General features: G+C 66.6%; 15 protein-coding genes. 8 read left to right on the top strand and 7 right to left on the bottom strand.

The window, feature by feature from the left end; all coding sequences use genetic code 11:
- Positions 1-11: 11 nt before the first annotated feature.
- On the bottom strand, positions 12-3,005 hold the full coding sequence (locus BSZ14_RS05395) for a TonB-dependent receptor plug domain-containing protein (protein ID WP_083748124.1): 2,994 nt from the start codon (positions 3,003-3,005) through the stop codon (positions 12-14).
- Between the two features lie 285 nt (positions 3,006-3,290).
- Entirely contained in the window at positions 3,291-3,758 is a 468-nt protein-coding gene (locus tag BSZ14_RS05390; protein WP_042487967.1) for a Fur family transcriptional regulator, read from the bottom strand.
- A 98-nt stretch (positions 3,759-3,856) separates the two neighbouring features.
- Here BSZ14_RS05390 and BSZ14_RS05385 point away from each other — a divergent pair, with 98 nt between their 5' ends.
- The 5 genes from BSZ14_RS05385 (at position 3,857) to BSZ14_RS05365 (ending at position 7,955) form a co-directional block, all read left to right on the top strand.
- On the top strand, positions 3,857-4,912 hold the full coding sequence (locus BSZ14_RS05385; protein WP_241823647.1) for a COX15/CtaA family protein: 1,056 nt from the start codon (positions 3,857-3,859) through the stop codon (positions 4,910-4,912).
- Between the two features lie 122 nt (positions 4,913-5,034).
- Complete coding sequence (rplM, locus tag BSZ14_RS05380; RefSeq protein ID WP_042488064.1) at positions 5,035-5,514, top strand: 50S ribosomal protein L13; 480 nt, start codon at positions 5,035-5,037, stop codon at positions 5,512-5,514.
- Positions 5,514-6,056, top strand: coding sequence for a 30S ribosomal protein S9 (rpsI, locus tag BSZ14_RS05375; RefSeq protein WP_076710124.1), 543 nt, complete (start codon positions 5,514-5,516; stop codon positions 6,054-6,056). The genes rplM and rpsI overlap by 1 nt, the downstream gene beginning before the upstream one ends.
- 127 nt (positions 6,057-6,183) lie before the next feature.
- Positions 6,184-7,074 carry a DMT family transporter gene (locus BSZ14_RS05370; protein ID WP_076710123.1) on the top strand — a complete coding sequence of 297 codons (891 nt, stop codon included), beginning with the start codon at positions 6,184-6,186 and terminating at the stop codon, positions 7,072-7,074.
- An 89-nt stretch (positions 7,075-7,163) separates the two neighbouring features.
- On the top strand, positions 7,164-7,955 hold the full coding sequence (locus tag BSZ14_RS05365; RefSeq protein ID WP_139330337.1) for a hypothetical protein: 792 nt from the start codon (positions 7,164-7,166) through the stop codon (positions 7,953-7,955).
- On the opposite strand, the gene BSZ14_RS05360 is transcribed toward BSZ14_RS05365, so the two are convergent.
- From BSZ14_RS05360 to BSZ14_RS05340, 5 genes are all read right to left on the bottom strand, one after another.
- Positions 7,952-8,569, bottom strand: coding sequence for an ATP-binding cassette domain-containing protein (locus BSZ14_RS05360; RefSeq protein ID WP_076710121.1), 618 nt, complete (start codon positions 8,567-8,569; stop codon positions 7,952-7,954). The two genes, BSZ14_RS05365 and BSZ14_RS05360, sit on opposite strands and share 4 nt — an antisense overlap.
- Positions 8,559-9,248 (bottom strand): molybdate ABC transporter permease subunit, encoded by a 690-nt coding sequence (gene modB, locus BSZ14_RS05355; RefSeq protein ID WP_042488059.1) that lies wholly within the window; start codon positions 9,246-9,248, stop codon positions 8,559-8,561. The genes BSZ14_RS05360 and modB overlap by 11 nt, the downstream gene beginning before the upstream one ends.
- Positions 9,249-9,255: 7 nt before the next feature.
- The gene (modA, locus tag BSZ14_RS05350; RefSeq protein ID WP_076710166.1) at positions 9,256-10,008 is read right to left on the bottom strand and encodes a molybdate ABC transporter substrate-binding protein; all 753 of its coding nucleotides are present in this window, start codon (positions 10,006-10,008) and stop codon (positions 9,256-9,258) included.
- 206 nt (positions 10,009-10,214) lie between these two features.
- The gene (lepA, locus tag BSZ14_RS05345; protein ID WP_076710120.1) at positions 10,215-12,026 is read right to left on the bottom strand and encodes a translation elongation factor 4; all 1,812 of its coding nucleotides are present in this window, start codon (positions 12,024-12,026) and stop codon (positions 10,215-10,217) included.
- Positions 12,027-12,546: 520 nt separating this feature from the next.
- On the bottom strand, positions 12,547-13,203 hold the full coding sequence (locus BSZ14_RS05340; RefSeq protein ID WP_083748123.1) for a BON domain-containing protein: 657 nt from the start codon (positions 13,201-13,203) through the stop codon (positions 12,547-12,549).
- Positions 13,204-13,462: 259 nt separating this feature from the next.
- On the opposite strand from BSZ14_RS05340, the gene BSZ14_RS05335 reads away from it, so the two are divergent.
- From BSZ14_RS05335 to ppsA, 3 genes are all read left to right on the top strand, one after another.
- Positions 13,463-15,976 (top strand): cation-translocating P-type ATPase, encoded by a 2,514-nt coding sequence (locus tag BSZ14_RS05335; RefSeq protein WP_076710118.1) that lies wholly within the window; start codon positions 13,463-13,465, stop codon positions 15,974-15,976.
- Positions 15,977-16,057: 81 nt separating this feature from the next.
- Entirely contained in the window at positions 16,058-17,122 is a 1,065-nt protein-coding gene (locus tag BSZ14_RS05330; protein ID WP_076710117.1) for a zinc-binding dehydrogenase, read from the top strand.
- Positions 17,119-19,506 carry a phosphoenolpyruvate synthase gene (gene ppsA, locus BSZ14_RS05325; protein ID WP_076710116.1) on the top strand — a complete coding sequence of 796 codons (2,388 nt, stop codon included), beginning with the start codon at positions 17,119-17,121 and terminating at the stop codon, positions 19,504-19,506. Before BSZ14_RS05330 ends, ppsA begins: the two co-directional genes overlap by 4 nt.

Raw genomic sequence — 19,506 nt, 5'->3', positions numbered from 1 at the left:
GTGGGTCCCCGTCAGAAGTTGAAGCGCACGCCCGCGCGGTACACCCGCCCGAGAACGTCATAGAGCGCCGGGTTGACGAAATAGGGCGACTTGGCCGGATCGCGGTTGAACACATTGTCGACCTTAAAATAGGCCGTCACCGCCTTGCTCACATTATAGGTGCCGCCAATGTCGAAATAGAAGGCGCCGGGGATGAAGTTGTTGTCGATGGTCGGCCGGTTCGCGGTCGAGGCGGGGCAGCCGGTGGTGCATTGGATGTACTGATTGCCCAGCTTGCCGTCGCTGAACCAGCGTTCCTGCAACAGCAGCGACCAGTCGTCGGTGGCATAGGTCTGCACCGCCAGCCACTTCCACTTGGGCGTGTTGCCGATGTTCACGCCCGCCGTGTCGTTCGGGATCGTGTTCGGCAGGCCGGTATCGGTGATGAAGCGCCGGATATTGGTCGCCAGCGCCCGCAGCGTCAGGTTGCCCGGCAGGCCCAGCGGATTGCGCCAGCGATAGCTCGCCTCGATATCGAAACCGTCGGTCAGGATCGAGGCCAGGTTGAACGACTGGACATTGATGAAGTTCGGGCCGTTGGGGTTGTTCAGGTTGAACACGCCGCACGTCTCGGGCGCGATGTTGAGATAGCACAGGTTGACGATGTCCTGTGCGCCCAGGCTGGAGATGACGTCGGTGATCTTGATCTTGTAATAGTCGACCGACAGGCTGAGGCCCGGTATCGCCTGCGAATTGGAGAAGGCGATGCCCAGCGTGGTGTTGCGCGCGATCTCGGGCGTCAGGTTGACGTTGCCGATGGTGTTCTGCAGCGCCAGCACATTGACGTTGCGGAAGGGATCGAAAAAGCCCGGCAGCGTCGTGGTGACCGGCGCGGCGAACAGCTCCGACAAGTTGGGCGCGCGCACGTCGCGCGAGGTCACGCCGCGAATGCGCAGGCCATCGACCGGCAGGTCCCAGGTGCCGCCGATCTTCCACGCCCAGACCGTGCCCGAGGTGCTGTAGTCGGTGACGCGCACCGCGCCGTTGATGTTGGCACGGCCGCCCGCGTCCGAGTTGATGACCGGCAGGTTCGCCTCGACGAACGCTTCCTTCACGCTATAGGCGCCGGTCCCGTTCTTGTAATTGCCCGCATACCAGTTGTTGCCGTCGGCCAGCAGCGCCGGGTCGGCCGGGTAGTTGGCATTGGCGGGCGTGTTGGCGAAGCCCGCGCCGTAAGGGTCGGCGCGCACGCGGTAGAATTCGTGGCGGAACTCGCCGCCGAACGCGACCGACACCGGCCCGGCCCAGGACGAGAAGGGCGAGCCCGAGAAGTTCAGGCTGATGACGTCCTGAGTCTGGCGGGTCCGCTGATAGGGACCATATTGCGGCATGATATAGCTGATCGCCGCCGCCGAGGGATTGCCGCCGAAGATATTGAGCGGCTGGCACCCGTTGGCGCGCGCGGTCGCATCGGCGCAGACGATCGCGCCGTTCAGCGTGGTCGCGTTGATCGCCTGGTTGAAGCGGCGCGACAGCATGATGTTGCTGACATCGACATCGGTGTAGTTGGTGCCGTGTTCGAAATACATGTCGTAGGACCAGTCGGATCCGGCGACGCTCTCACGTCCCTTGGCGCCTGCGACGAAGCGGAACTGGCGGCGATCGGTATAGACCTGGGTGTTGCCCAGCGCCGCGTTGCTGGTGCCATACTGGAAATTGGTGATGCCCGCCGTGGCGCACTGTGCCTTGACCAGCGCGGGGACGTAAGGGTTGGCGCACTGGATGGTCAGGTTCGGGCGGTTCTGCCCGCCGACCGGCTGGTTGTTGGTCTTGACCTGGCCGATGTTGATCGTGCCGTAAAGCTCGCCATTGGGGGCGAAGTCATAGCCTATACGACCATAGCCGTTGACGCGCTGGATCTTCGACTGGAGCGAGCGTCCGGCATCGACATTGCCCGACAGGTCGCCACCCTGGCAGAAGCCGGGCAGACAGCCCCGAACATTGCCCGCCGCGTCGCGCGCGGGCACGCCGTTCGAGCCGTACTGGAACTGGAACGGATTGCCCGACTGGTCGAAGGCGATGCCCTGTAGCGGCCCGGCAGTGATGAGGCCGTACTTCGTATAATTGTAGGACTGGGCATAGTCGCGGAACAGATATTGCGGCGACCCGTCGTTCAGGACGTTGCGGTTGATCAGCGTCGACTGGCGGAACCAGTCGCGGCCATTGGCCAGATTGATGCCGAAGTCGCCCCCGCCGACGCCGTCCTCGTGCGCATATTCGGTGCTCGCGATCACATGCACCGTGTCGTTGAGCAGGCTGGTGCCGCCCGCCAGCTGGACCAGCACCTGCTGATCGTCGCCATAGGTGGTCACGCCGCCCTGGACATTGCCCTTGATCCCCTTGAACCGGGTATCGGTGATGAAGTTTACCACACCGCCGACCGCGTCCGAGCCGTAGGAGGCGGAGGCACCGCCGTTCACGACATCGACGCGCTTGATGAGCAGCTGCGGGAAAAGGCTGATGTCGGGGACGCCCGTCACGTTCGCGCCGACGACGCGCTGCCCGTCGAGCAGGGTCAGGGTGCGGATCGCCCCGACGCCGCGCAGCGAGAAGGAACTGAGGCCCTGCTGGCCGCTCGACGTGCTGAAGGTGTTCGTCGCGGTGCCGGTCGAACCCTGGAGCGAGGGAAGCTGGGCGACCGTGGTGAAGACGTTGGGCTGGGCGTTGGCGGCGATCTGTTCCTCGCCGATCACCGTGGTCGGGGTCGGTGCGGTGAAGCCGCCGGTGGTGATGCGCGATCCGGTCACGATGATGTCGCGGGTCGGGCCTTCATCAGCCTGATCGGTCTGGGGCGCAGGGGTCTGAACGGCTGTCGGATCGGATGAAGCGTACTGCGCTGCCTGGTTCGGCGGGACCTGCGCCCAGGCCGGTGCGGCCATCATGCCGCCCGCCAGAACCATCAGGCTGGCTGCGCCCAGAGCGTGACGGCGCAGCCGCCGGGTGCGCGTTCCCGTCTTCATCATCATCCTCATCCCTTTTGATTCTGTTTTATCTGGTAACGTTACCAGCATTCATTTCCTGTTTTTGCGCGCGTGTCAATGTTGCAAAATGACATGTACGTCGGACACGCTGGCGGATTTGCGGGAATGAGCTAAGTTCTCGCCTGGATCCATTTACCCTCCCCGGCACGGGTAGGGGGACCAGCGAAGCTGGTGGAGGGGGCGTGCCGCCAGCGACGACCTTTGCGGAAGCCCCCCTCCGTCAGCGCTGCGCGCTGCCACCTCCCCGCATCGGGGAGGAATAGAAATGGATCAGTCCCCGGAACAATCCCCGCAGCGACCGCGCACTTCGATCACCGGCCGCTCGGGGCGAAACCCCGCACCGACAGCCGCGTCGCGGACCGCGCCGGTCAGGCGATCATCGTCGATATGCGTGATCTGCCCGCACTTGTCGCAAACCAGGAAGATGCAGTCGTGCAGGCAGTCGGGATGCGCGTTGGCGACATAGGCATTGGCGCTCTCCACCCGGCGGGCCAGATTCGCGCCGACGAACAGGTCGAGGATGCGATAGACGCTGTTCGCCGCCACGCGCCGCCCCTGCGACTGCGACATGACATCGGCGATGTCATAGGCCGAGGCGGGCTTGTCGAACCCGGCCAGCGCCTCGAACACGCTGGCGCGCATCGCCGTCCACTGTTCCCCGGCGCGCTCCAGGGTAGCCTTGGCCGCGACGGAGAGGTCGGCCCCCTGGGGCTCCTGATGGGTGTGAACATGCGCCATGAAGGGGATTTAGGCGGTGCCGCCCCGCCGGGCAAGGTCCGGGCGGCGGGGCATTCGGTCCACTATCGCGCGCGGGTGCGAAACTCTATGATGGCATCATGCTGCAACCGAGCCCCGCCTTCATGATTACTGCCCGCCCCCGCAGCCTGGCCCGCTGGTTGTTCGCGGTCGCCGGGCTGATCGTCGCCATGGTCGTGGTCGGCGGCATCACGCGCCTGACCAATAGCGGCCTGTCGATCACCGAGTGGAAGCCGATCACCGGCATCGTGCCGCCGCTGACCGATGCGCAGTGGCAGGCCGAATTCGCCAATTACAAGCGCATTCCCGAATATTGGACCTTCAACCGCGACATGACGCTGGCCGGGTTCAAGGCGATCTTCTTCTGGGAATATCTGCACCGTGTCCTGGGGCGGGTGATCGGCATGGCCTTTGCCCTGCCCCTGATCTGGTTCTGGGCGAGGAAGGCCATTCCGGCGGGCTACAAGCCGCGCCTCGTCGCGCTGCTGGCGCTGGGCGGATTGCAGGGGGCGGTGGGCTGGTGGATGGTCGCGTCGGGCCTCGTCGAGCGCACGGACGTCAGCCATATCCGGCTGGCGGTGCATCTGCTGACCGCGCTGTTCATCCTGGCTGGGATCGTGTGGACCGCGCTCGACCTGATGGCGCTTCATCGCAACCGCCTGGCGGCCCCGGCCCGGCTGACGCTGCTCGGCGCGGGTGCGATCGTCACGCTGTTCGTCCAGTTGATGTTCGGTGCGCTGACCGCAGGGCTGGATGCGGGCTATGCCTTTTCCAGCTGGCCGCTGATGGGCGACGCCTGGTTCCCGGTCGGCACGCCGATGATGACGCCCGCCATAGCCAATGTCTTCGACAACCCGGTCGTGGTGCAGTTCATCCATCGCTGGTTCGCCTTCGCGGCGGCGGGGCTGCTCGTCTGGATGGCCGCGCGGGCGATCCGGCACGGCGCATTGCGTGCGGGCTGGCTGGTCATCGTGCTGGTCGTCGTCCAGATCGGCCTGGGCATCGCCACGCTGTTGTCGGGCGTGCAGATCGACATCGCGGTCGCGCATCAGGCCAATGCCGCCCTCCTGCTGATCGCCGCGACCGCCGCCGCGCATTGCCTGGGAAGCGTCGGGCAAAACCGCAAGGTATCATAATACCCGTCAGCAAAGCCCCACTTTGCTTGACATTTTGGGGGTCCTCCAGCATTGGACCCTTGTTCGCGCCGCCCGGGTTCACGGGCGGCGTGTTGCATTTCAAACCGAAAGGTCTCACGCCCATGAAGGCGCTCATGAAGACCACCAAGGCGGCCAAGCCGCACGAGGTGGAGAAGAAGTGGCATATCGTCGACGCCGACGGTCTGGTTGTCGGCCGTGCCGCCACCATCATCGCGAACATCCTGCGCGGCAAGCACAAGACGTCGTTCACCCCGCACGTCGATTGCGGTGACAATGTCATCGTCATCAACGCGGACAAGGTGCGCTTCACCGGCAACAAGCTGGGCCAGAAGGTGTACTACAAGCACACCGGTTATGCCGGTGGTATCAAGGGCATCACCGCCGCCAAGGTCCTGGAAGGCCGCTTCCCCGAGCGCGTCCTGGAAAAGGCCGTCGAGCGTATGATCCCGCGCGGTCCGCTGGGCCGCCAGCAGATGCGCAACCTGCGCATCTTCGCCGGCACCGAGCATCCGCACGCCGCTCAGAACCCCGAAGTCCTCGACATCGCGTCGATGAACCGCAAGAACAAGGTGGGCGCATAATGTCCGATAACCGCCAGTCGCTCGCCGATCTCGGCGCCACCCTGAACCAGCAGGCCGCTGCCGCCCCGGCGCAGACCGCCGCTGCCGGTGAAGCGCCTGCCGCTCCCGCCGAGCGCGTCAGCACCACCCCGCTGCGTCAGCAGGAACTGGACAAGTTCGGCCGCGCCTATGCCACCGGCCGTCGTAAGGACGCCGTGGCTCGCGTCTGGCTGAAGCCGGGTTCGGGCAAGATCACGATCAACGGTCGTGACCAGGAAGTCTATTTCGCACGTCCGACGCTGCGTCTCGTCATCAACCAGGTGTTCGGCATCACCGAGCGCGAAGGTCAGTATGACGTGATCTGCACCGTCAAGGGCGGCGGTCTGTCGGGCCAGGCCGGTGCGGTCAAGCACGGCATCAGCCAGGCGCTGACCAAGTACGAGCCGATCCTGCGCGCTCCGGTCAAGGCCGCTGGCTTCCTGACCCGCGACAGCCGTACCGTCGAGCGTAAGAAGTATGGCCGCGCCAAGGCGCGTCGCAGCTTCCAGTTCTCGAAGCGCTAAGTTGCGGGCTGCCCCGGATTGCGCAAGCAATCCGTGGACTTGCCATCAAGCACGAACGAGCGGTCCGGCAACGGGCCGCTCTTTTCGTTTGGAGCGGACTTCACCCGCCCGACAGGACGCCTCCCCTATGACAAACCCGTTATGGATTCCCGCCACCATCGCGGCCGCGACCTTTCAGGTCGGTCGCAACGCCCTGCAACGCGGGGTCATGGCGTCCTCGGGACCATGGGGGGCGACGCTGGTGCGGTTCCTGTTCGGCCTGCCCTTCTCGATCCTGTTCGTCACGCTGGCCCATTTGGTCATGCCGGGGGCCGACCTCCATTGGAGCGGCGCCTTCTGGCTGTCGGCGATCGTGGGTGCCGCGTCTCAGGTGCTGGCAACGGCCGCGCTGCTCGACGCCATGCAGCGGTCCGGCTTCGCGGTCGGCACCGCACTTCAACAAAGCTCGCTGCCGCTGGCCGCATTGCTCGGCCTGATCGTCTATCATGACCGGATCAGCGGCGTGGCCTGGATCGGCGTCGCCATCACCACGGCCGGCCTGGTCGCCCTGTCCTGGCCGCCGCCCGAGCAGCGCCGCGCCTCGCTGATCGGTGCAGCGATGGGATTGGCATCGGGGCTGTTCTTCGGCTTTTCGCTCAACGCCTTTCGCCACGCCGCACTGGCACTTGATCCCGTCCACCCGGTCTTCGCCGCGCTGGTCTGCGTCGCCGTCGTTCAGGCGATGCAGACGGTGGCGCTCGGCCTGATCCTCGCCTGGCGCGATCCGGCGACGCTGGTCGAGGTGGCGCGCCGCTGGCAACCGTCGCTGGGCGCGGGGTTGTGCGGGGCCTGCGCCTCGGCGGGGTGGTTCGTGGCGCTCGCCCTGTCCCCCGCCGCGCCGGTTCGTGCGCTGGGCATCATCGAGGCCCCCATCGCTGCCATGGCCGGACACCGGCTGTTCCGCGAGCGACTGGGCGCGCGGCAGATCCTGTCGGGAATCGCGATCATCGGCGGCGTATTGCTGACGACGCTGTTCTGACACCCCTGACGGGAATGTCACACGGACTTTATGAGGCGGCCATCCACGTCGCGGCACATTCGTTCATAGGGCGGTAGAGGAGGAAGGACATGAAAGCGCGTCGGGGCCATGATCGACTGCTCCCATGGCTCGCCGTTCTGGCGCTGCCCGCCATTGCCGCCGCGCCAGCTCCGGTAGACCTTTCTGCCCTGGCCCCCGGCTGGCGGCTTGTGGCAAGCCAGGGGCCGGACGTGGAAGACCCGGGCGGCAATACGGCACCGGGCAAGCTCCATCTTTGCCTGACTCGCAATAGCGGGAAGACCTGTCGTCCCGCGCTCGACGACCTGCTCGCCGGTCCGGACCAGCCCGACGCGTTCGATGAAGCCCATTATCTGGAAACCGCACGGATCGTCCGCCCCAGCGCCGAACGTGCGCTGCTCTGGGTCCAGGTCGCCAGCGTCCATGCCGGCAATGGCGACCAGCGCGTCGGCCGCATGGCGCTGTCCTATGACCGCACGGGCGACCGCTTCGTGCCCGTCTTTCGCCAACAGACGAGCCGCAACAACAACCAGGAGGTGCGCTTCGTCGAAACGGGTCCGCTGCGCGGCGCGATCATTTCCGCCGTGCCCACATCCGATGCACCGTTCGGCTTCTGGATCACCGTGAACCGGATGAATGCCGGTGGTCGTTACGCCCCCGTCCTGCGCTATCGCAGCGGAACGCGTTATGGTGACGGCAATCCATTGGCGGTGATCGATTCGGAAATGCCCGAGACCTTGCGCCGGTTGAAGCTGTGGCATCCAGGACAAGCGTTCCCCCTGCCCGACCGCGCCTGTCCCAGACCCCGGCTGATCGCGCAGGTCCTGTGGTGCGCCGATCCGCCCGCCAAGGCACCGCGCTAGAGCCGGACGATGGCGGTGGCGATCCGTTCGGCTTCCTCCGGGTCGTGCGTGACCATCAGGATCGGGATGCCGCTATGGTCGCGCACGACCTCCAGCGCATCCAGGATATCCCCCCGCCGTGCCCGATCGAGCGAGGACAGCGGCTCGTCGAGGAGCAGCACGCGCGGGTTGCTGAGCAGCGCTCGCCCGATCGCCACGCGCCGGGCCTCTCCGCCCGACAGGCTTCGCGGCCAGCGGTCCAGCAGATGGCCGATGCCCAGCATCGCGATGACGCCGTCCCAGTCGCCCCCGCCCTGCGCAATGCCCCGCCCCATCCCATAGCGCAGATTGGCCGCAACCCGCCGGTGCGGGAATAGTCGTGGTTCCTGAAAGACATAGCCTATACGGCGATGCTCGGCACGGACATCGATACGGGCAGCGGAATCGAACAGCGTCTCGCCCGCGACCCTTACATGGCCCGCGTCCGGCCGGACGAGCCCGGCAACCATTTGCAGGATCGTGGTCTTGCCCACGCCTGACGGCCCGAACAGCACGGTCGCACCTGGCCCGCTGGCGAAGCAGGCCGCGACCTGCCCTTCGCCACGCCGCACCGTGACGTCGACGTCAAAGGACATGCAGCCCCCGCCCCATCCGACGCGCCAGCCATTCGGAGGCAACGAGCGCGACCAGCGACAGCACCACCGACACGCTGGCCAGTCGCCATACCATGTCCTCGCCGCCGGGCCGCTGAAGCGCGGAATAGATGGCCAGCGGCAGGGTCGCCGTCTCGCCGGGCACATTGGAGACGAAGGTGATCGTTGCTCCGAACTCCCCGATCGAGCGTGCGAAGCCCAGCACCAGCCCCGCGAGGACGCCCGGTGCGCAAAGCGGCAGGGTGATGGTGGCGAAGACCCGCACCCGCCCGGCCCCCAGGGTCCGGGCGGCCTGCTCCAGCCGGGGATCGACCGCCTCGATCGACAAACGGATGGCGCGCACGACCAGCGGCAGCGCCATGACACCCGCCGCGATCGCCGCTCCCGTCCAGCGGAACAGCACGCTTACCCCGAACCACGCCGCCAGCCAGCGCCCGACCGGCCCTTCCGGCCCGAAGGCCAGCAGCAACACCCAGCCGGTGACGACGGGCGGCACGACCAGCGGCAGATGGACGATCCCGTCGAGCAGCACCCGTCCCGGAAACCGCCACCGCGCCAAGGCCCAGGCCAGGACGAACGCGATCGGCAGCGTCACGAGCATCGCCGTGCCACCGACCAGCAGCGACAGGCGAACGATCCCCCATTCCTCGGCCGACAGCATCAGGCCGTCATCGCGTCGCGAAACCAAAGCGGCGGAAGATCGCCTTGCCTTCGCCCGACAGCAGGAAGCGGCGGAAGCCCTCGCCCTCCGGGTTGGTCGAGGCTTTCAGCCGGGCGAGCGGATAGGTGATCGGCGGATGGCTCGCCGCCGGGAACAGGCCCGCCACGCGGACGCGCGACGAGGCCTTGGCGTCGGTGGCATAGACGATGCCGTAAGGGGCCGCACCCCGCTCGACAAGGGCGAGCGCGGCACGAACATTTTCGGCGCGCACGACATGCGGTGCGACCATGGCCCAGGCGCCCAGCTTCTCGAGCGCCGCCTTGCCATATTTGCCCGCAGGCACGCTGTCGGTATCGGCCATGGCGAGCGGCCCGGCGGACAGCGTCCTGCCCAGCGTGCGCGTCGTGACCTGCCTGCCCTTGCCCGCGGGTGCGATCACGACCAGGCGGTTGGCCAGGAACGCACTGCGGGTGCTGTCGGCCAGCAGCCCGTCCTTTTGCAGGACGTCCATCCATTCTTCGTCGGCCGAAGCGAACAGATCGGCCTTGCCGCCCGCCTGCACCTGTCGCGCGAGGGCGGACGAGGCTGCGAAGGAGATGACCGGGCGCGGATGCCCCTTCTTCGCCCAGGCATCGGCGGCGGCCGTCATCGATTCCTGAAGGCTGGCGGCGGCAAGGACCAGCGGGGCACGGTTCTGCGCGAGCACGGGTGCGGACACGCACAATGCGCCGATCAGCGCGACAAACCGAAACCCCTTCATCGACAGCCCCCTTTTCGCCTTCATGGCGTCAGACGGCTGTAACGCACAAGGAACGATTTTATCCCACCAAATCCTCCCCGGCACGGGGAGGTGGCAGCCAGAAGGACTGTCGGAGGGGGGCTTCCAGCAAGGCAAAGCCATGTGGAGAAACCCCTCCACCACCGCTTCGCGGTAGTCCCCCTCCCCGTGTCGGGGGGAAAGGGCTTTTACGCCTCATCCCCCATGCGGAGCGCGGCGATGAAGGCTTCCTGCGGGATGCTGACCGAGCCGTATTCGCGCATCTTCGCCTTACCCTTTTTCTGCTTTTCCAGCAGCTTGCGCTTACGCGTTGCGTCACCGCCATAGCATTTGGCGGTCACGTCCTTGCGCATGGCGCTGATCGTCTCACGCGCGATCACCTTGCCGCCGATCGCCGCCTGGATCGGAATCTTGAACAGGTGGCGCGGGATCAGTTCCTTCAGCCGCTCGCACATGCCACGCCCGCGCGTCTCGGCGGTGCCGCGGTGGACGATCATCGACAGCGCGTCGACCGGCTCTTCGTTGACCAGGATCGACATCTTCACAAGGTCGCCCTCGCGATAGCCGATCTGGTGATAGTCGAAGCTGGCATAGCCCTTCGACAGCGACTTCAGCCGGTCGTAGAAGTCGAACACGACTTCGTTGAGCGGCAGTTCATAGGTCGCCTGCGCGCGCCCACCGACATAGGTCAGGTTCTTCTGGATGCCGCGCCGGTCCTGGCACAGCTTCAGGATGGAGCCAAGATATTCGTCGGGGACATAGATGGTCGCCTCGATCCACGGCTCGGCGATCGACGCGATCTTGTTGGGATCGGGCATGTCGGCCGGGTTGTGCAGGTCGATCTGCCCACCGCCATGGCTCAACTCGATCTGATAGACCACCGACGGCGCGGTGGTGATGAGGTCGAGGTCGTATTCGCGGGTCAGCCGCTCCTGGATGATTTCCAGATGGAGCAGGCCCAGGAAGCCGCAACGGAAACCGAAACCCAATGCGGCCGAGGTCTCCATCTCGAAACTGAACGAGGCGTCGTTCAGCCGCAGCTTGCTGATCGACTCGCGCAACTTCTCGAAGTCGTTGGCGTCGACCGGGAACAGGCCGCAGAACACGACCGGCTGGACTTCCTTGAAGCCCGGCAGCGCCTGCTCGGTCGGCTTCTTGGCGTCGGTCAGCGTGTCGCCGACGCGCGCCTGCGCCACGTCCTTGATCTGCGCGGTGATGAAACCGATCTCGCCGACGCCCAGTTCGGTCAGCTGCTCGATCTTGGGCCGGAAACAGCCGACCCGGTCGATCAGGTGGGTCGTGCCCGCCTGCATGAACTTGATCTGCTGCCCCTTTTTCAGGGTGCCTTCCATCACGCGGACCAGGATGACGACGCCCAGATAGGGGTCGTACCAGCTGTCGACCAGCATCGCCTTGAGCGGCGCGGTTGCATCGCCCTTGGGCGCCGGGATGTTCTTGACGATCGCTTCCAGGATATCGCCGATGCCGATGCCCGACTTCGCACTGGCCAGCACCGCGCCCGAGGCGTCAATGCCGATCACATCCTCGATCTCGGCACGGACCTTTTCGGGTTCGGCGGCGGGAAGGTCGATCTTGTTGATGACGGGCACGATCTCATGGTCGTGCTCGATCGACTGATAGACATTGGCCAGCGTCTGCGCCTCGACGCCCTGCGCGGCGTCGACTACCAGCAGCGCGCCTTCGCACGCGGCGAGGCTGCGGCTGACCTCATAGGCGAAGTCGACATGGCCCGGCGTGTCCATCAGGTTCAGCGTGTACGTCTCACCGTCCTGCGCCTTGTAGGCCAGGCGCACGGTCTGCGCCTTGATGGTGATGCCACGTTCCTTCTCGATCTCCATGTTATCGAGAACCTGTTCGCTCATCTCGCGGTCGGTCAGGCCGCCGGTGAACTGGATCAGGCGATCGGCGAGCGTCGACTTGCCATGGTCGATATGCGCGATGATGGAGAAGTTGCGGATCTTGTCGAGCGGCGTGGACACGGGGGAAATGGTTTCCTGAAAAGCTATTCGATCACGCCACTAGCAAAGATGCGGGCGGATGCCAAAGTGCTTGTCTTATGACTTTGTCGTCCGTTCGGGTCAGGATGAATTGCCCGGGGCGGAAGGGGTCGGATCGCAAAACCGCTGGTCGAAGGACCGGGCTGGAGCAGGATCGCGATTAGGGTCACTTGCCGCGCTGGGCAGCGCCGACCCGTGGGCAATGCCCCGGTGGCAATTTTGCAACCCCTCCCGCTGCGCAGGAGTGGACGCACTGACCAGGCAAGTGGTCCGAAGTCGGGGTACGGTTCGCCGCTATCTAACGACGATACCGCCTTGAGGCAGGCAGGCCGATTTCGGCACCACATGACCGCACAGCAGCCTCGGCGGGATGGAACCCGCCGAGTTCACCAACCGCCCACCGCCACGGGCCTGATAACATCGCAGCTGGCGTATCAGCGGCCTGAAAATGGGGAGCAGGTCTGTAAGGCCGCAAAGTGTCGGGCGGTCCTGAGATCGTGCATCAGATGGCGACGATGATGTCGTCCGTCACATCGGTCACGCCCGGCGCGGCCCAGGCGGCGCGCTCCGCGATGCCGCGCTCGCTCCAACGGTTGACCTTTCCGCCGAGCCGCACGGCATTGCCCTCGGTCGTGACGGTAATGGCCTCTGCCGACAGGTTCGATTGCCGCTTGAAGGCCGCCAGGATGCGCTCGCGCACATCGCTCGCCACGGGGGCGGTGCGCACCGAGATCAGGTTGGTGACACCGATGACGCCGTTGATCCGCCCCGCCGCCTTGCGCGCCTCGTCGCGCTGATAGGCCCATTGCACCGTACCGCCCAGCGTCACCCAGCCATGCTCTACCTTCACCGAGATATCGTTGACGGGAACGAGCACGTTCCAGGTGAAGACATCGACGATGCGCTTGGCGATTTCATGATCGGCGGTCTTCGGTTGCGTGCTGAACCGGACCTTGATGTCCTCCGCGATCGCGCGGACGCCCGCCACCCGGCGTGCCGCCGCTTCCGCGGCCTGCTTCTCGGGATAGCTTTTGACATAGCCGGACAGGGTCACGACACCGTCATGAACCGAAACACCGATATCGGCATGGTCGACGCTGGGTTCCCAGACCAGCTCTTCCATAACGTCTTCCTGCACTTGGCTGTCGCTCTTCTTCATGACGAACCTCCTTCGATTGGCGTCGCCAGGCATCGGCGGCGATCCGGCGGCCCTTTTCTTGCAGATCGCCCGGCCAAAAAATCCGCACTTATACGGAGGATGACGGCCGCACCCTCAGCGCCTCCGGTAATCTACGCATTGGCGCGAAGGGGTGGGCCGGGAATGCTGACCGTTCCATCACGGTCGGACAAGGGAATTGCGGATGCCGGTCACAGACGTGTCAGCCCGATCGCCTCACACGGAAACACCCCCATCCGACATGCCCCCCCATCCGTCCGTCCATGGCCTGAGTAGCGAGGAGGCGGCGCGGCGACTGGCCCGGGATGGCGCGAACCGGCTGCCGTCCGGGCGGCGGCGGACCATGGTGCACATCATCCTGGACGTGCTGCGCGAACCGATGCTCTCGTTACTGCTGGTCGGCGGCCTCGCCTATCTGATGCTGGGCTCTTCGGTCGAGGCGCTGGTGCTGCTCTGCTTCGCCTGTCTTTCGATCGTGCTGACCATCGTGCAGGAGGCTCGAACCGAACGCGCGCTGGAGGCCCTGCGCGACATGGCGGCGCCGCGAGCGATGGTCCTGCGTGATGGAACGCCAAGGCGGATCGCCGGATGGGAGGTCGTGCCCGAGGATATCCTGGTCGTCGAACAGGGTGACCGGGTGGTCGCCGACGCCATGCTTCTGAATGCGTCCGAGCTGGAGAGCGATGAGTCGCTGCTGACCGGCGAATCGCTGCCCGTCCGCAAGCGGACGCTGCAACCGGGGGACAGCGTGACCGCGCCGCCCGGGGGCGACGACATGCCGCTGATCTATGCCGGGACGCTGATCACGCGCGGGCGCGGGATCGCACGAGTGGTCCTGACCGGACCGCGTACGCAGATGGGCCGGATCGGACAGGCGCTCGCCGCGCTCGACACCGAGGCACCGCGATTGCGCACCGAAATCCACGGGATCGTCCGCGTGGCCGCCATCGGCGCCATCCTGATGGTCGGCCTGGTCACACTGCTATTCGGCCTGCTGCGGGGAAGCTGGCTGGAAGCCGTGCTGGCGGGCATCGCGCTGGGCATGGCGCTCCTGCCCGAGGAGTTTCCGGTCGTCCTGACCGTTTTCCTGACGATGGGGGCCTGGCGGCTGGCGCGGGCGGGGGTGCTGACCCGGCAGGCCATGGCGATCGAGGCCTTGGGGGCCGCGACGATCCTGTGCGTCGACAAGACGGGGACGCTGACCGAAAACCGGATGAAACTGGTCGGATGGTGGCGACCGGCAGGCGAATGGCTCATGCCGTCGACCGGGGCGAAGAATGCCGACGAGGTGCTGAGCCTGGCCCTGCTCGCCAGTCCCGCGATCGGCAAGGATCCGATGGAAATCGCGATCGACGATGCCGCCACCCTGTCCGTCGAGCAGGGCCAATGGACCCTGCGGCACAGCTTTCCCCTGACGCCCGAGCTGCTGGCGATGTCGAACGTCTGGTCTCGCGGGATCGGGCAAACGCTGCTCGTCGCGGCGAAGGGGGCGCCGGAGGCGATCGCGGCGCTGTGCGACCTCGCCCCGGCCGAGCGGAGCGCGATGGAGGCGGCGATGCAGATGATGACGGCGCGCGGTGGGCGGGTGCTGGGCATCGCGGAAGCCGAGGTGCCGGACGAACGCCTGCCGGGAACGCAGGGCGAATTGCCGTTCCGCTTCAAGGGGCTGGTCGCCTTGGCCGATCCGCTGCGTCCCGACGTGCCTGCCGCCATCGCCGAGTGTCGCGCAGCCGGCGTGCGGACGGTGATGATGACGGGCGACCATCCCGGCACGGCAAGGGCGATCGCGCGCGACGCGGGGCTGGACGCCGGCGAGCCGGTCACCGGTGCCGAGATCGAACGGCTGGACGACGCCGCGCTCGTCGCGCGCCTGCGGGAAACATCGGTCTGCGCCCGGATCATGCCGGTCCAGAAGCTGCGCATCGTCGAGGCGCTGAAGGCCGCCGGAGAGGTGGTGGCGATGACCGGCGACGGCGTCAACGACGCCCCGGCGCTCAAGGCCGCGCATATCGGCATTGCCATGGGACAGCGCGGCACCGATGTCGCGCGCGAGGCGGCGGCGCTCGTCCTGCTAAATGACAACTTCCCTGCGATCGTCGCGGCCATTCGGCTGGGACGCCGCGAATATGCCAATCTGCGCAAGGCCATCGCCTTCATCATCAGCGTCCATATGCCGATCGCCGGGTTGGCGCTGCTGCCGCTGCTGACCGGGACGCCGATCCTGTTCGGCCCGATCCATATCGCGCTGTTCGAGTTGATCATCGATCCCGTCTGCACCCTGGTGTTCGAATCCGAAGCCAGTGACGAGGCCGCGATGACCAGGCCGCCCCGCTCGCCCGAGATGCGACTGGTATCGTGGGACATGGTCGTCCGAAGTCTGCTTCAGGGCGGGATCGTCCTGGGACTGCTGGCGACACTGGCCATTACCCTGCCCCATGACGGCTGGAGCGGCGGGGCGGTGCGCGTCACCGTGTTCCTTCTGCTGGTGGCGGGAATTCTGGCCTTGGTCGTCGCCGACCGGGCGGGCAGGAATGGCCTGATCCCGACGCTGCGCCGGGGGAACCGGGCGTTCCGTTTCGTCCTCCTGGGCATCGCCCTTGTCCTGACGACGATCCTGACCATGACGGACCTGCGAACGATCCTGGCCTTCGACCGCCCCGGCCCGTCGCAATGGCTCGTCGTCCTGGCGGGCGGCCTGGCCCTGGTCCTGCTGTTGCCGGCGACCAACCGCGCCTGGCCACGGGCGGGGCGATGAGCGCCCGCGCTTCGTATCTTCCCGTACAGCCACGTCGGGGATGCCGGGAATAGAAGATCGGCGAAGGCGAAGGAGAAGGCCATGCCAGAGACGATGCGCGCGACGATCTTCATCGAACCCGGACGGATCATCCTGGGTGAAAAGCCGGTGCCGCGCGATGCGCTGATCCGGATCACCACGACGACGATCTGCGGCACCGACATCCATATCCTGAAGGGCGAATATCCCGTCGCCAGCGGGCTGACCATCGGCCACGAGCCGGTCGGCGTCATCGAGAAGCTGGGATCGGCCGTGACCGGCTTTACCGAGGGCCAGCGGGTCATTGCCGGTGCCATCACCCCGGCGGGTTGGGACAATGCCAGCCTGTCCGGCTGCGGCGCGCAATGCGGTGCGGGCACGGCCCATGGCTGGAAGGCGATGGGCGGCTGGCGCTTCGGCAACACGATCGACGGCGCGCAGGCGGATTATCTGCTGGTTCCCGACGCGATGGCCAATCTGGCGCCGATCCCCGACGGACTGACCGACGAGCAGGTCCTGATGTGCCCCGATATCCTGTCGACCGGCTTTGGCGGCGCGGAGGCGGGGCGCATCCGCATCGGCGACACGGTCGCGATATTCGCGCAAGGCCCGATCGGGCTATGCGCGACGGCGGGCGCGCGCCTGATTGGTGCGGCGCGGATCATCGCGGTGGAATCGGTGCCCGAGCGCGTCGCGGTGTCGCGGCGCATGGGCGCGGACGAGGTCGTCGATTTCACCCGCGAGGACCCGGTAGCGGCCATCGACCGGCTGACCGGAGGCCGGGGCGTGGACGTCGCAATCGAGGCGCTGGGCAAAGCGGAGACCTTTGCGTGGGCGCTCAAGGTCTTGCGTCCCGGAGGCACCCTGTCGTCGCTGGGCGTCTATGCCCAGGATCTGACGATTCCGCTGCAGGCCTTAGCAGCAGGGCTCGGCGACCATGTGATCCGCACCACTTTGTGTCCCGGCGGCAAGGAGAGGATGCGGCGGTTGATGGCCATGGTGGCGGGCGGGCGCGTCGACACCGGCGCGCTCGTCACCCATCATTTCCCGCTCGACCGGATCGAGAGCGCCTATGAGCTGTTCGCCCATCAGCGCGATGGCGTGCTGAAGGTGGCGATCCGGCCATGACCAAGCACGACATCATCTGGTTCAAAGAACTGCGCCGTGGCGATGTCGGCCAGGTCGGGGGCAAGAACGCGTCACTCGGCGAAATGATCGGGGCGATGAAGGGCAGCGGGATCGCGGTGCCCGATGGCTTCGCGACGACGGCTGCGGCCTATAGGAGCTTCCTGGCCGCCGCCGGGATCGAGGCGGCGATCCGCAAGCGCCTTGCCGCGCTCCGCGCCGGCACCGTGCCGCTGGCCCTGGCGGCACAGCAGATACGCCGCCTGATCCTGAAGGCACCCCTCCCCGCGCCGCTGTGTCAGGCGATCGTCGCGGGCTATGCCGAATTGTCCAGGCGGACCGGCAAGGCGCAGGCGGCGGTCGCCGTCCGCTCCAGCGCGACAGCCGAGGATCTGCCTGACGCGAGCTTTGCCGGACAGCAGGAAACGTTCCTGAACATCGTCGGCGACGCCGCTCTGCTCGATGCGTGTCGCCATTGCTATGCCTCGCTCTTCACCGCGCGCGCCATCGCCTATCGCGAGGCGAAGGGCTTCGACCATATGGCTGTCGCGCTGTCGATCGGCGTGCAGGCGATGGTCCGCTCCGATCTGGCGGGTGCGGGGGTCATCTTCACGCTTGATACCGAGACGGGTTTCCCACGCGTCGTGACGATCAGCGCCGCCTGGGGCCTGGGCGAGACGGTCGTGCAGGGACAGGTCGAGCCCGACAGCTATCAAGTCTTCAAGCCCTCGCTGGCCAAGGCGGGATGCCGTGCGATCATCGACCGGCGGCTGGGCGGAAAGGCGGTCCGGCTGATCCATGGTCGCCATGGCGGCACGATCACCCGGCGCGTGCCCCCGGCCGAGCAGGCCTGTTTCGTGCTGAGTGATGCGGAGATCCTGCAACTCGCGCGCTGGGCGGTCGCGGTCGAGGCACATTATGGCTGCCCCATGGACCTGGAATGGGCCAAGGACGGCGAAAGCGGCGCGTTGTTCCTGGTTCAGGCCCGCCCCGAAACGGTCCAGTCGCGCAAGAGCGGCGCGATGATGGCGACATGGCGGCTGACCGCACCTGCGGACCCGATCCTGTCCGGCGCGGCGGTGGGCGAGGGAATCGCGAGCGGCGCGGCCTGCATCATCCGCGATCCCCGCGACCTCGCCCGCTTTCCACGCGGCGCGATCCTCGTCACCGGCAGCACCGATCCCGACTGGATGCCCGCCATGCGGCGCGCGGCGGGCATCGTCACCGACCATGGCGGCCCGACCAGCCATGCCGCGATCGTCGCACGCGAACTGGGGCTGCCCGCCGTCGTCGGCACCGGCGACGGCACCACGCGGCTGAATGATGGCGAGGCGATCACTTTGTCCTGCGCGCAGGGTGATCGCGGTGCGGTCTATTCGGGCATCGTCCCCTTCGTGCGGGACGAGGTGACGCTGGGGGATCTTCCCGGCACGCGGACCCGATTGATGGTCAATCTCGCCGATCCGTCGGGGGCCATGCGCTGGTGGCGTCTTCCGGCGCAGGGCGTGGGCCTTGCGCGGATGGAGTTCATCATCGCCGACCTGATCCGCATTCATCCGATGGCGCTCGTCCGGCCCGACGCCGTCACGTCCCCCCGTGACCGCGCGCAGATCGCCAGGATGGTGCGGGGATACTCCGATCCGGCCGACTTTTTCGTCGAGCGGCTGGCCGAGGGGCTGGCGCGGATCGCCGCCGTCTTCCACCCGCATCCCGCGATCGTGCGGTTGAGCGATTTCAAGAGCAACGAATATGCGCATCTGATCGGCGGCCGGGACTTCGAACCGGTCGAGAACAACCCGATGATCGGCTTTCGCGGCGCCTCGCGCTATTATCACCCCGAGTATCGCGAGGCCTTCGCGCTGGAATGCCGGGCGATCCGCCGGGCGCGCGACGAGATGGGGCTGACCAATATCGCGGTGATGGTCCCCTTCTGCCGCACCCCGGCCGAGGCCGACAAGGTGCTGGCCGAGATGGCGCATCACGGGTTGCGACGCGGTGCGCGCGAGCTTCGCATCTGGATGATGTGCGAGGTGCCGTCGAACGTCATCCTGGCCGAGGAATTCGCGCGCCGTTTCGATGGCTTCTCGATCGGCTCCAACGACCTCACCCAGTTGATCCTCGGTATCGATCGCGATTCCGACCTGCTCGCGCCGCTGTTCGACGAGCGTGACGCGGCGGTGCGGCGGGCCATCGCCGACGTCATCGCCCGTGCGCATCGCAGCGGTGCATCGGTCGGCATCTGCGGCCAGGCGCCCAGCGACCATCCCGATTTCGCCGCCTTCCTCGTGGCGCAGGGCATCGACTCGCTGTCGCTCAATCCCGACAGCTTCGTCACCACGCTCAGGGCGGTGGCCGCGGCCGAAGCGACCGCTCAGGCGGCGGCGTGA

It is taken from the genome of Sphingomonas sp. Sph1(2015) (genome assembly GCF_001970915.1).
Classification (GTDB): domain Bacteria; phylum Pseudomonadota; class Alphaproteobacteria; order Sphingomonadales; family Sphingomonadaceae; genus Sphingomonas; species Sphingomonas parapaucimobilis.
The sequence above is the reverse complement of the archived record's forward strand: the minus strand, read 5'-3'. Positions and strand labels throughout refer to the sequence as shown.